This is a genomic window from Paraglaciecola chathamensis S18K6 (assembly GCA_000314955.1).
Lineage (GTDB): Bacteria > Pseudomonadota > Gammaproteobacteria > Enterobacterales > Alteromonadaceae > Paraglaciecola > Paraglaciecola chathamensis.
The window spans coordinates 96,510-108,898 of the sequence record BAEM01000042.1 but is presented as its reverse complement, the minus strand read 5'-3'; the positions used below and the strand labels follow the sequence as shown (position 1 = coordinate 108,898).

9 protein-coding genes and 3 tRNA genes are annotated in these 12,389 nt (G+C 43.9%); 11 read left to right on the top strand and 1 reads right to left on the bottom strand.

Features of this window, described 5'->3' with window-relative positions; translation table 11 throughout:
* Positions 1-75 precede the first annotated feature (75 nt).
* Entirely contained in the window at positions 76-2,700 is a 2,625-nt protein-coding gene (gene metH / locus GCHA_RS15635) for a methionine synthase (protein ID WP_007989930.1), read from the top strand.
* A 79-nt stretch (positions 2,701-2,779) separates the two neighbouring features.
* Positions 2,780-3,367 (top strand): DUF938 domain-containing protein, encoded by a 588-nt coding sequence (locus GCHA_RS15630; protein ID WP_039992630.1) that lies wholly within the window; start codon positions 2,780-2,782, stop codon positions 3,365-3,367.
* A gap of 48 nt (positions 3,368-3,415) precedes the next feature.
* Here the strand turns inward: GCHA_RS15630 and GCHA_RS15625 are convergent, their stop codons facing one another.
* A complete protein-coding gene (locus GCHA_RS15625) occupies positions 3,416-4,579 on the bottom strand; it encodes a GNAT family N-acetyltransferase (RefSeq protein WP_007989925.1) in 1,164 nt (387 codons plus the stop codon).
* 44 nt (positions 4,580-4,623) lie between these two features.
* Here GCHA_RS15625 and GCHA_RS15620 point away from each other — a divergent pair, with 44 nt between their 5' ends.
* From GCHA_RS15620 to GCHA_RS15580, 9 genes are all read left to right on the top strand, one after another.
* Positions 4,624-5,073 carry a regulatory protein RecX gene (locus tag GCHA_RS15620; RefSeq protein ID WP_007989924.1) on the top strand — a complete coding sequence of 150 codons (450 nt, stop codon included), beginning with the start codon at positions 4,624-4,626 and terminating at the stop codon, positions 5,071-5,073.
* Positions 5,074-5,198: 125 nt separating this feature from the next.
* Entirely contained in the window at positions 5,199-7,796 is a 2,598-nt protein-coding gene (gene alaS, locus GCHA_RS15615; RefSeq protein WP_007989921.1) for an alanine--tRNA ligase, read from the top strand.
* Between the two features lie 135 nt (positions 7,797-7,931).
* Positions 7,932-8,147, top strand: coding sequence for a carbon storage regulator CsrA (gene csrA, locus GCHA_RS15610; RefSeq protein ID WP_007989919.1), 216 nt, complete (start codon positions 7,932-7,934; stop codon positions 8,145-8,147).
* A 350-nt stretch (positions 8,148-8,497) separates the two neighbouring features.
* Positions 8,498-8,588 (top strand) — tRNA-Ser (locus tag GCHA_RS15605).
* Between the two features lie 105 nt (positions 8,589-8,693).
* Positions 8,694-8,770: transfer RNA gene (locus GCHA_RS15600), tRNA-Arg, on the top strand.
* A 46-nt stretch (positions 8,771-8,816) separates the two neighbouring features.
* Positions 8,817-8,893: transfer RNA gene (locus GCHA_RS15595), tRNA-Arg, on the top strand.
* Between the two features lie 264 nt (positions 8,894-9,157).
* Positions 9,158-9,421 (top strand): OadG family protein, encoded by a 264-nt coding sequence (locus GCHA_RS15590; RefSeq protein WP_007989913.1) that lies wholly within the window; start codon positions 9,158-9,160, stop codon positions 9,419-9,421.
* A gap of 31 nt (positions 9,422-9,452) precedes the next feature.
* A complete protein-coding gene (gene oadA, locus GCHA_RS15585; protein WP_007989911.1) occupies positions 9,453-11,243 on the top strand; it encodes a sodium-extruding oxaloacetate decarboxylase subunit alpha in 1,791 nt (596 codons plus the stop codon).
* Between the two features lie 10 nt (positions 11,244-11,253).
* A complete protein-coding gene (locus tag GCHA_RS15580; RefSeq protein ID WP_007989909.1) occupies positions 11,254-12,384 on the top strand; it encodes a sodium ion-translocating decarboxylase subunit beta in 1,131 nt (376 codons plus the stop codon).
* Positions 12,385-12,389: the final 5 nt, after the last annotated feature.

Genomic DNA, 12,389 nt, shown 5'->3' with positions numbered 1-12,389 from the left:
CAGTGCTACTGAGCGGATAGTCCGTACTGCTAAATAACCTAGAAAGTGAATAAAATTAAGTAAACTGAGTAACCTATGACCCAAGCAAGTGCATCTTTTATCAATGTTGGCGAGCGTACTAACGTTACCGGCTCAGCCATGTTTAAGCGCCTAATCCTAGAAGGCGATTTTGAAAAAGCACTCGATGTTGCTCGCCAACAAGTAGAAAACGGCGCACAAATTATTGATATCAATATGGATGAAGCCATGTTGGACTCTGAAGCGGCTATGACCCGTTTCTTAAATTTGATTGCTTCTGAGCCCGATATTTCTCGGGTTCCCATTATGATCGATTCATCAAAGTGGACAGTGATTGAAGCTGGCTTAAAGTGTGTTCAAGGCAAAGCCATTGTCAACTCTATCAGCTTAAAAGAAGGGGAAGAAAACTTTTTGCACCAAGCCAAACTTCTTAAACGCTATGGTGCGGCAACAGTGGTCATGGCATTTGACGAAGTTGGGCAAGCAGACACCGAAGACCGCAAATTTGAAATTTGTCAGCGTAGCTATCAACTATTAACCGAAAAAATTGGTTTTCCACCAGAAGACATTATTTTTGATCCCAACATTTTTGCTGTGGCAACAGGCATTGAAGAGCACAACAACTATGCCGTGGACTTTATCAATGCCACACGCCGTATTAGGCAAAACTTGCCCCATGCACACATTTCTGGCGGCTTATCGAATGTATCGTTCTCGTTTCGTGGTAATAACCCAGTACGGGAAGCCATGCATTCTGTGTTTTTGTTTCATGCGATAAAAGCCGGCATGGATATGGGCATAGTGAATGCTGGGCAATTAGAGGTGTATGACCAAATCCCAAGTGAGCTAAAAGAGGCGGTTGAAGATGTGATCCTTAACCGTCACCCAGATGCCACGGATCGCCTATTAGAACTTGCCCCTAAATACCAAGGTGATGGTAAGGCGCAAGTAAAAGAAAATTTAGAGTGGCGAGAATTACCGGTAAATAAACGCTTAGAACATGCACTTGTGCGCGGTATCACTGATTATATCGATGAAGATACAGAGCAGGCACGTCAAGAAGCTGAGAAACCATTACACGTTATCGAAGGGCCGTTAATGGACGGCATGAACGTAGTGGGTGATTTGTTTGGCGAAGGCAAAATGTTTTTACCTCAGGTGGTTAAATCTGCACGGGTTATGAAAAAAGCGGTGGCTTATTTAAACCCCTTTATTGAAGCCACAAAAGAAGTTGGCAGCTCAAACGGTAAAATTCTGTTAGCGACAGTGAAAGGCGATGTGCACGATATTGGTAAAAATATTGTGGGCGTAGTTCTGCAATGCAATAACTTCGATATTATCGATTTAGGGGTGATGGTGCCCTGTGCTAAAATTTTGCAAGTAGCCAAAGACGAAAACGTCGATATGATCGGGCTGTCTGGTTTGATTACACCTTCTTTGGATGAAATGGTTTACGTCGCTAAAGAAATGCAGCGCCTAGGTCTGGATTTACCGTTATTAATAGGCGGGGCAACCACATCTAAAGCACACACAGCGGTTAAAATTGAACAGAATTATGACCAACCTGTGGTTTACGTTCCTAACGCTAGCCGAGCGGTAGGGGTTTGCCAGAAGTTAATTTCAAAAGAACATCGTCCGGCCTACGCCGAGCAGTTAACGAAAGAGTACGAAGTGGTGCGAGAGCAGCACGCGCGTAAAAAACCGCGAAGTCGCCCAGTGACGCTTGAGCAAGCACGAGCTAACGGCTTTGATTTTGACTGGAGCCAATATAGTCCGCCTGTACCTAAGCAACTCGGTGTTCAAACAATATCTGTTGATTTGGCTGAACTGCGCGAATACATAGACTGGACACCTTTCTTCTTAACATGGTCATTGGCGGGTAAGTATCCACGAATTTTACAAGATGAAGTGGTGGGCAAAGAGGCGCAGTCGGTCTTTGATGATGCGACCGCTATGCTAGATGATTTATGTAGCAGTAAAAAACTGCAAGCCAAAGGCGTCATGGGTATCTTCCCTGCCAATAGCATTGGTGATGATATTGAAGTTTACACCAATGAACAGCGCCAAGAGGTACAAGAGGTTTGTCACCACCTGCGTCAGCAAACACTAAAGGCCAAAGGTTTTAACAATTGTTTAAGTGACTTTGTTGCACCCAAATCGTCACATAAAGCTGATTATATTGGCGCTTTTGCGGTTACCGCTGGGATCGGCGAGGATGAATTAGCACAGAGTTACATTGATAACGGCGATGATTACAATGGCATTATGGTCAAAGCCTTGGCAGATCGCTTAGCCGAAGCGTTTGCCGAGTATCTACATGAAAAAGTCCGTAAAGAAATTTGGGGATTCGCTGCTGATGAGTCGTTGAGCAACGAAGAGCTTATCCGCGAAAAGTACCAAGGTATTCGTCCTGCGCCAGGTTATGCTGCTTGCCCTGAACATACAGAAAAGCAGGCGATTTGGGATTTGCTTGAGGCTGAAAAGCACACCGGAATGAAGCTGACGGAAAGTTACGCAATGTGGCCAGGTGCGGCCGTTTCAGGTTGGTACTTCTCTCATCCTGATGCACGTTACTTCGCTGTTGCTCAAATCCAAAGGGATCAATTACTTGATTACGCCACACGCAAAAATTGGTCTGAATTAGAAGCTGAAAAATGGTTGGGGCCAAATTTAAACGCCTAGAGCAAATGTTCTAGGTGTGCCTTAGCCTATAAACATCACATTCCAGTTTAACCAAACGAGTAAAAGTTGAGTGTCAGTCATGAGTGAAAAGCGTTTTAGCCCATCGTGCGAAAACAACCGTATACCGATTTTAACCGTGCTTAAAGAAGCGTTAGTCGGTCGAAAACATTTACTCGAAATTGGTTCTGGTACAGGGCAGCATGCGGTGTATTTCGCCCCAGAGTTAACGCATTTAACTTGGCAAACCAGCGATTTAACAGTGAATCATCCAAGTATTAATGCGTGGCTGGCTGACTCACCCGCAGCAAATTTACGTCAGCCCTTGGCATTCAAAATTGGTTCTGATAATTGGCTTGTAACAGGGGTAGATTGTGTTTATACAGCAAACACGACGCATATCATGCAACCGAGCGAAGCGCGAGAAATGATGCAAGTGGTGGCGCAAGGGCTACCTTCTGGCGGTGTGTTTTGTCAGTACGGGCCTTTTACTATCGACGGGGAGTTTACCAGTCAAAGTAATCATGATTTTAATCAACATTTGTTGAATGAAGGCTGCGGCGGCATAAGAGATATTGCAGAGCTAACGCTTTGGGCTGGTGAGCTCCAGCTTGTGGAGCAACACGCTATGCCTGCCAATAATTTCATGTTGGTTTGGCATAAACCCTAGACTAGGAATGAGAACAATCACGCCCCTCCAATCTTTGGGTGTGTTGGACTAACTATCATGCTCTTCGATTGATTTAAAGGGCAACAGTTCGCCGGCATTTTTTTTGTAGGATACTATTCCGGCGTCTTCCTGCTTAAGAAAGCGTTTTACACCATCGTGAAATGCAGGTTCAGCTAACCAATGGTTCGAATAGCAAAATATCGGCTCGAAGCCTCGTAATATTTTATGCTCTCCCTGCGTTCCTGGGTTAAAAGTACTGATATTTTGTTCAATACAAAACTCTATCCCTTGATAGTAGCAACACTCATAATGCAGATTATTTACGTCTTCCATTGCTCCCCAATAACGTCCATAGAGCTGTTTATCATCGTATAAATACAGGGCACTGGCGATAAACTCATCGTTGCGCGATGCCATCACTAACATGATATTGTCAGGCATTGAGTGATATAGCCGAGTAAAAAACTCTCGATTAAGATAGCCTTGATGTCCACTGCGTTTTAAATATGTCTGTTGATAGCATTGATAGAAAAAGTCGATGTGCTCCAACGTGATGCTCCCGCTGTATACGCGCTCAAGTTCAACATTCTGCTCTTTTACTTTGCGCCTTTCGTTACGGATAGACTTTCTTCGTCTTGAGGTAAGCACAGCACAAAAATCGTCGTAGCTTTGGTAGTTGCGGTTAAACCATTGAAACTGAACAGCGCGACGGGTCATATGTTGTTGTTCATTGAGTGAATAACTTATAGATTCTGGAACAAACAGCCAATGGATAGAAGAAAGCCTATTTTGTAGCACATATTTTTGAATTGCTTTACATAGCTGAGGCATTAATTCGCTTTCGTTAATCCCTGCCTTGAGCATTAATCGCGAGCCAGTTACTGGGGTAAAAGGGATAGCTGAAATGAGTTTGGGGTAATAGTTTAAGCCGTATTCTCTGTAGGTATTGGCCCAAGCGAAATCGAATACGTATTCTCCATAACTGTGGTTCTTTGTGTACAAAGGTAGAATGCCTATCAAGTCTTCATTTTGATAGATTGTAAGATGTTGCGGATGCCAGCCGGTTTTAGACTCTACTGATTTTGAGCGTTCAAGTGCCTCGATGAAGGCATATTGATGAAAAGGATCGCTATTAGTGGCGATGTCATTCCAACATTTACTGTCTATTTGCTCTATGCCGCTTAGAAATTTAAAATTAAATATTTGGCGCATAACACTCTACAGGAACCCTTCAATGGGAGAATATATTACCTGATATGACAGATAACGACAGTAAGAACATAAAATATAGTATTACCAAATATTTATCCATGCGTGAACATAGCTGTCATGAATTACTGAAAAAGTTGACCGCCAAAGGTTATGAGAAATCATTGTGTGAACAACGCATTGCCCAATTCAGCAAGGCCGATATACAAAGTGATTTGCGTTACGCTGAAATGATCGTACGTAGTCGGGTAGCGAAAGGCAAAGGTGAGCAATTGATCCGTAATGAGCTAAGCCAACATGCCATCGCACCAGAGTTGATTGAGTTAGCTATTACAGAGCAGGATATCGATTGGGACGCACTGGCATCGGATGTTGCCCATAAAAAGTTTGGCAGTAAGCCGGCAAAAGATTGGCAAGAACAACAAAAACGCAATCGCTTTTTGTTATACAGAGGCTTTAGTCATGAGCAAATTCGCGCGTTGAAAAGCGTGCGCTAAGTGCGGTGAAGTGCTTAACAAGTCGGCAAGAATCATGCTATCTTTGCCGATTAATAAATAGTTAAAAATGGCCGTTTGAGGCCGTTTTTACCCTCAAATCTATAAATGTTGTTTCAGGATCATTAATGAGTAAGAGCACAGCGCAAATTCGGCAAGCCTTTTTAAACTTTTTTGCGGATAAAGGGCATCAAAAAGTTTCCAGTTCGTCTCTGGTTCCTAGCGACGATCCAACGTTGCTTTTCACCAACGCCGGCATGAACCAATTCAAAGATGTATTCCTAGGGACTGAGCAGCGTAAATATACTCGCGCCACTTCATCTCAGCGCTGTGTTAGGGCGGGCGGTAAACACAACGATTTAGAAAACGTGGGCTACACAGCGCGTCATCACACCTTTTTTGAAATGTTGGGTAACTTTAGTTTTGGTGACTATTTTAAGCAGCAAGCGATTGCTTATGCCTGGACATTCTTAACCCAAGAATTGAAATTACCGAAAGAAAAGCTATTGGTAACGATCTATTCAGAAGACGACGAAGCATTTGATATTTGGCATAACGAGATTGGTGTGCCAAAAGAAAAAATTATTCGCATTGCAACCTCAGATAATTTCTGGTCAATGGGTGACACCGGACCTTGTGGCCCCTGCTCTGAAATTTTTTATGACCACGGCGAGCACATTTGGGGCGGCCCGCCTGGGACACCTGAAGAAGATGGTGACCGCTTCATCGAGATTTGGAACTTGGTATTCATGCAGTTTAATCGCCAAGCCAACGGCGACATGTTGCCTTTGCCTAAGCCTTCTATTGATACAGGCATGGGATTAGAGCGCATATCGGCCATCTTGCAGAATGTGCATAGCAACTATGAAATTGATATTTTCCAAAATTTGATAAAAGCCACCGCAGAAATTGTCGGTACCTCTAGCCTGGAAGACAAATCTTTACGCGTGGTAGCTGACCATATTCGCTCTTGTAGCTTCCTTATTTCAGACGGTGTTATGCCCTCGAATGAAGGCAGAGGTTACGTATTGCGTCGTATTATTCGTCGTGCAGTGCGTCACGGTAATAAGTTAGGAGCCAAGGGCGTTTTCTTCTACAAGTTAGTCGCCGCATTGGCAACTGAAATGGGCGACGCTTACCCAGAACTGAACGAGCAACGTGCGGTTATTGAGAAAGTTTTAAGGGTGGAAGAAGAACAATTTTCACGCACATTAGAGCGAGGAATGCTGATCTTAAACGATGCGTTAAGCGAGCTTGAGGGTAAAGTAGTTCCAGGTGAGCTGGTCTTTAAGTTATACGACACGTATGGCTTTCCAGCGGACTTAACTAACGACGTAGCCCGAGAAAAAGGACTGAGTATTGATGAAGAAGGCTTCGAGCAAGCCATGGCTGAGCAGCGTAAACGTGCTCAGAAAGCCAGTAACTTTGACTTAGATTACAACGAACAGTTACGCAGTGATTTGGAGTCCGTTTTTGTCGGGTATGAACTCGAACAAAACACGGCACAAATAAAAGAGATTTTTGTTCAAGGGCAATCGGTCGCTGAAATAGCAGCTGGAATGGAAGGAACGATTATTCTCGACGAGAGCCCGTTTTATGCTGAAGCGGGTGGCCAAGCAGGTGATACAGGCACCCTAGTGAAGGATAGCGGCGGTTTCGAGGTGCAAGATACCGTGAAGTTAGGTAAAGCCATTGCGCACAAGGGCGCTGCGTTAAGTGAATTGAAGGTGGGTGACAGTGTACAGGCCAATGTTAATGGTGCACGGCGCCACGCCATCAAGCTTAACCACAGTGCGACACATTTAATGCACGCAGCCCTCAAATCTGTGCTTGGTGAGCATGTAAACCAAAAAGGTTCATTGGTTCAGCCAGAGCGATTACGCTTCGATTTCTCTCATTATGAGGCCATGACGAAAGAACAAGTGTTAGCGGTTGAAACCATGGTGAATGAACAAATTCTCGCTAACCATGCTTTGCAGACGAAACTCATGGGCTTAGAGCAGGCGAAAGAGGCTGGCGCAATGGCGCTGTTTGGTGAAAAGTACGACGATGATGTTCGCGTTGTCTCGATGGGTGACTTCTCAATGGAGCTTTGTGGCGGTACGCACGTTGCGCGCACCGGTGATATTGGTCTATTTAAAATTATCTCTGAAAGTGGCATCGCCTCAGGTGTTAGACGTATAGAAGCCGTCACAGGAATTACAGCATTACAATATGTACAACAACAAGCTTTCGAACTAACTTCTATCAGTGCGGTCTTAAAAACCGACGTGACCACGGTAGGAGAGCGTGTACTTCAACTTATCGAGCAAACTAAAACCCTCGAAAAAGAAGTCACTAAGCTCAAGCAAGAGATTGCAAATAGTGCTGGTAGTGATCTTTTATCTCAGATAAATGAAATTAATGGGGTAAAAGTGCTGTCTTATCATGTACAAGGCATTGAAAGTGGGGCATTACGCACCATGATAGATGATCTAAAGAATCAAATTGGCAGTGGCGTCATTCTATTGGGTGTGGCTACTGGCGAGAAGGTTAGTTTAATTGCAGGTGTCACAAAAGATTTAACCCAAAAGGTGAAAGCCGGTGAGTTAGTCAATTTTGTTGCTCAGCAAGTAGGCGGAAAAGGCGGCGGACGTCCTGATATGGCCCAAGCCGGTGGCTCTCAACCTGAAAACTTAGACAGTGCAATTGCCTCAGTAAACGAGTGGTTGCAAGAAAGGTTATAAACGTTATATCGACGAATTTTTGCGGTGACAACAAAAATAGGGAAGCGTCGAGTGTGTAATTCTTTGGTTATTTCAAAGGGATACGCTAGTTTTATATTAGGGATTATTTTTTGTAAACGGATAAGGAGCTAAAGAATGCTAATTTTGACCCGTCGTGTTGGTGAAACTCTAATGGTCGGTGACGAAGTCACAGTAACGGTATTAGGGGTAAAAGGTAATCAGGTAAGAATTGGTGTTAACGCACCTAAAGAAGTATCTGTGCACAGAGAAGAGATTTACATGCGAATTCAAGCTGAAAAAAACGGTCAGCTGACTGGTCATGATCAATCATCGTCAGATGAAGATAACTAAATTTATTTTTCTGCATAAAAAAAGCTGGTTAACCCAGCTTTTTTTATGCCAAAAATTTGCGGGCAATTTTAAAAAAAGCGCTTTTTAGCGTTGGATTATTATACGTTTGTGACGCTTTTTGTACGAACAGCTTAAAATACCAGCAAGCAGTATAATTCTTTATAAAAAATGTTTGACTTAATTCTGCGTGTCGGTAAACTTCGGCTCCAGATTTAGGAGACACACCAAACGGTGAAAGGCGCTTCCAACGCTAAGGAAGTTAAGTAAATAAGGCCTTTGTCAGATGGATTATGTTTTGACATAATATATCGGCAGCGAATAAATCGGTAGCAACAATTTTGCGGTTTTCCGGAGAGGTGGGTGAGTGGCTGAAACCAGTTCCCTGCTAAGGAACCATACGTAATACTCGTATCGAGGGTTCGAATCCCTCCCTCTCCGCCATAACTTAAACGATAATCATAAGATTATTAAGAAGCTTAGACTAAAGGAATTAAGCTTGAATAAAACAGGGTAGAGTGCCTAAGATGTTTTATTCGTAACGATTTTGCGCATGTAGCTCAGCTGGATAGAGTACCTGGCTACGAACCAGGCGGTCGGAGGTTCGAATCCTTCCATGCGCACCATTATTAAGTTTAATATATTAGTCTAATATTGAATTGTCCCGTTTTTGCGCATGTAGCTCAGCTGGATAGAGTACCTGGCTACGAACCAGGCGGTCGGAGGTTCGAATCCTTCCATGCGCACCAATACAAAAACCCACTATTGATAGTGGGTTTTTTTTTGCCTAAATTACTGCATATAAATCTTCCACGACGAAAGGTTTTTATGTTGATATATACCTATAACTCCTTCGTTGCTTAGCATTAATTGCTGTTTTTTGGGTAATAATGCAATAAAAGTGAATTAATTCTTATTTTTTATTCTTTTTAAAAAGCGTGTAAAAGTTGTGTTATTTCAGTGCGCATGGTACTTATCGGGTCGTTTTGTCAGCTATCGGAGAAATACTAACTATGCAACCTGATGTGATGTCGTTATTACTTGAAGCTGGCATGCTCCTTTTAGTGGGTATGTCGGTGGTTTTTCTGTTTCTGACGTTGTTAATTGGTGCTGTCAATTTTATTGCCTGGGTTTGCGCTAAATTCCCTGAAGAGGAATTGACTTCTGCAGTACAACCTAGTCGCCGAGCCCCACCTGCCGCTAATCAGTCAGGTATATCAGCGCCAGTAGTTGCAGCCATTACAGCGGCTGTCGACCAATATCGCCGCCAACATTAATTTTTTACTTTTTGATAAATAGGAAGCCAAGATGTCAAAACCATTAGCCATCACGGACGTAGTGCTGCGTGACGCACACCAATCATTACTTGCGACACGTATGCGCATTGAAGATATGCTGCCTATTGCAGCCAAGCTCGATCAAGTTGGATACTGGTCACTAGAAACTTGGGGTGGTGCGACGTTTGACTCCTGTATACGTTATTTAGGTGAAGATCCTTGGGAGCGTATTCGTCGACTAAAGCAAGCGATGCCTAATACTAAGCAGCAAATGCTCTTGCGCGGACAAAACTTGTTAGGTTACCGCCACTATGCTGACGACGTCGTTGAAAAGTTTGTAGAGCGCGCGCACACAAGCGGAGTTGATGTATTTCGCATCTTTGATGCGATGAATGACATCCGTAACTTAAAAACAGCTGTTGGGGCCGCGATTAAAGTAGGCGCACATGCCCAAGGCACTATTTCATACACAGTTAGCCCAGTTCACTCTTTGTCTTTGTGGCTAGATATGGCAAAGCAGTTAGAAGATTTAGGCGTACATTCAATTTGCATTAAGGACATGGCGGGTTTGCTTAAACCTTATGTATGTGAAGAGCTGATAACGCGTCTTAAAGAGACCGTGAGCGTGCCAATCGCTATGCAGTGTCATGCTACTACCGGTCTAAGCACTGCAACCTATCAGAAAGCGATTGACGCAGGAATCGATATTCTTGATACGTCTATTTCGTCCATGAGTATGACCTACGGTCATAGTGCTACAGAAACCATGGTGGCAATTGTTGAAGATACACCCAGAGACACTGGACTCGATTTACCTTTGTTGGCTGAAATTGCCGCTTACTTTAGAGACGTACGTAAAAAATATGCGAAGTTTGAAGGCAGCTTAAAAGGAGTTGATGCGCGTATTTTACTGGCGCAAGTACCAGGGGGCATGTTGACCAACATGGAATCTCAGCTTGTCGAGCAAGGAGCTCAAGATAAACTAGACGAAGTACTGAAAGAAATCCCTAGAGTACGAGAAGATCTTGGTTTTATTCCTCTTGTGACCCCCACATCACAAATTGTTGGAACTCAGTCAGTACTTAACGTTTTAACTGGCGAGCGTTACAAGAGTATCACTAAAGAAACCGCAGGGGTGTTAAAAGGTGAATACGGGGCGACCGCAGCACCCGTTAACAGTGAGTTACAAGCGCGGGTACTGGATGGAAAAGAAGCCATTACGTGTCGCCCCGCCGATTTGATAGACGATGAATTAGCCACCTTAGAAAACGATTTGTTAACTCAGGCTAAAGAGCAAGGTATTACATTGGCAGACAACGCAATTGATGATGTGTTGACCTACGCACTGTTCCCGCAAATCGGTTTAAAGTTTCTTAAAAATCGCAACAATCCAGATGCATTTGAACCTGTACCTACAGGTGAAGAAGCAACTAGCTTGCCTGCACAAAACTCAGGTGCTGCTAAAGCAACAGAATCTTATTCTGTGCGTGTTGATGGCAAAGTATACGCAGTAGAGGTTGCACCAGGTGGCGCGTTAACTGACATACAAGTTGCAGATAATGGCACAAGTGCACAAACTGCAGCTCCTGCTCCTGTTTCATCTGCTGGCAGTGAAGAGGTAGCAGCCCCGCTTGCTGGGAATGTGTTTAAATTACTTGTTCGCCCAGGTGATACGATCAGTGAAGGTGACGTCATTGTCATTATGGAAGCCATGAAAATGGAGACAGAGATACGCTCAACGGCCAGCGGTACTATCCTTGATATCTTGGTCAAGGAAGGCGATGCGGTGCAGTCTGGGCAAACGATGTTGACGTTGGGGTAAGGGAACATTTATGGATAAACTCGCCTTACTTTGGCAAAGTACCTCGCTAGCCCATTTTGAGATGGGCCAAATTATTATGATGGCAGTGGGGTGTTTGTTATTATTTTTAGCAATCGTAAAGAAGTTTGAACCCTTACTGCTAGTGCCTATTGGCTTTGGTGCCATTCTAACCAACATTCCTTTAGCTGGGTTTAGTGAACCAGGTGGTCTGCTTTACTACATATACTATGTCGGTATTGAAACGGGCGTTTTTCCGCTACTCATCTTTATGGGTGTCGGTGCGATGACCGATTTTAGTGCGTTGATCGCCAACCCTAGGATGTTATTTCTAGGAGCTGCTGCTCAGTTTGGTATATTCGGGACCCTATTCGGCGCTATCGCCTTAAATTTGGTGCCTGGCTTTGAATTTACCTTAAAAGATGCGTCAGCTATCGCCATTATTGGAGGCGCTGACGGGCCGACAGCAATATTTCTGGCCTCTAAACTTGCCCCAGAATTGCTTGGTGCAATCGCAGTTGCTGCCTATTCCTATATGGCATTGGTGCCGATCATTCAGCCGCCAATCATGCGTTTGTTGACCAATGAAGAAGAACGTAACATCAAAATGGCTCAACTTAGGGTGGTTTCAAAACGTGAAAAAATCATCTTCCCGTTAGCTGTACTGTTAATGACGATTTTGTTTTTGCCTTCTGCTACACCACTGGTGGGTATGTTTTGTTTAGGCAACTTGATGAAGGAGTCTGGGGTGGTTGACCGTTTAAGCAATACTGCTCAGAACGAATTGATCAACATAGTGACCATATTCCTAGGCTTAGCCGTTGGCTCGAAATTATCCGCGGATAAGTTTCTCACCATAGAGACCTTAGGTATTTTGGGGTTGGGCGCAATAGCGTTTTCAATGGGTACGGCCGCAGGTATTTTGATGGCTAAAGTTTTGGGTAAATTTTCTAAAGAGAAAATTAACCCATTGATTGGCGCAGCAGGTGTGTCGGCTGTACCGATGGCAGCGCGGGTTGTGAATAAGGTTGGTTTAGAAACCAATCCACACAACTTCTTGCTTATGCATGCCATGGGGCCGAATGTTGCTGGGGTACTTGGCTCGGCGGTTGCCGCAGGTATATTGTTAGCGTTGGTCGGTTAAACGCA

Bases quoted from the DNA above. Each gene is read 5' to 3' on its own strand.
- oadA (WP_007989911.1), top strand. From the start codon at position 9,453: ATGTCAAAACCATTAGCCATCACGGACGTAGTGCTGCGTGACGCACAC.
- alaS (WP_007989921.1), top strand. From the start codon at position 5,199: ATGAGTAAGAGCACAGCGCAAATTCGGCAAGCCTTTTTAAACTTTTTT.
- GCHA_RS15625 (WP_007989925.1), bottom strand. From the start codon at position 4,579: ATGCGCCAAATATTTAATTTTAAATTTCTAAGCGGCATAGAGCAAATA.
- GCHA_RS15630 (WP_039992630.1), top strand. From the start codon at position 2,780: ATGAGTGAAAAGCGTTTTAGCCCATCGTGCGAAAACAACCGTATACCG.
- metH (WP_007989930.1), top strand. From the start codon at position 76: ATGACCCAAGCAAGTGCATCTTTTATCAATGTTGGCGAGCGTACTAAC.
- GCHA_RS15590 (WP_007989913.1), top strand. From the start codon at position 9,158: ATGCAACCTGATGTGATGTCGTTATTACTTGAAGCTGGCATGCTCCTT.
- GCHA_RS15620 (WP_007989924.1), top strand. From the start codon at position 4,624: ATGACAGATAACGACAGTAAGAACATAAAATATAGTATTACCAAATAT.
- csrA (WP_007989919.1), top strand. From the start codon at position 7,932: ATGCTAATTTTGACCCGTCGTGTTGGTGAAACTCTAATGGTCGGTGAC.
- GCHA_RS15580 (WP_007989909.1), top strand. From the start codon at position 11,254: ATGGATAAACTCGCCTTACTTTGGCAAAGTACCTCGCTAGCCCATTTT.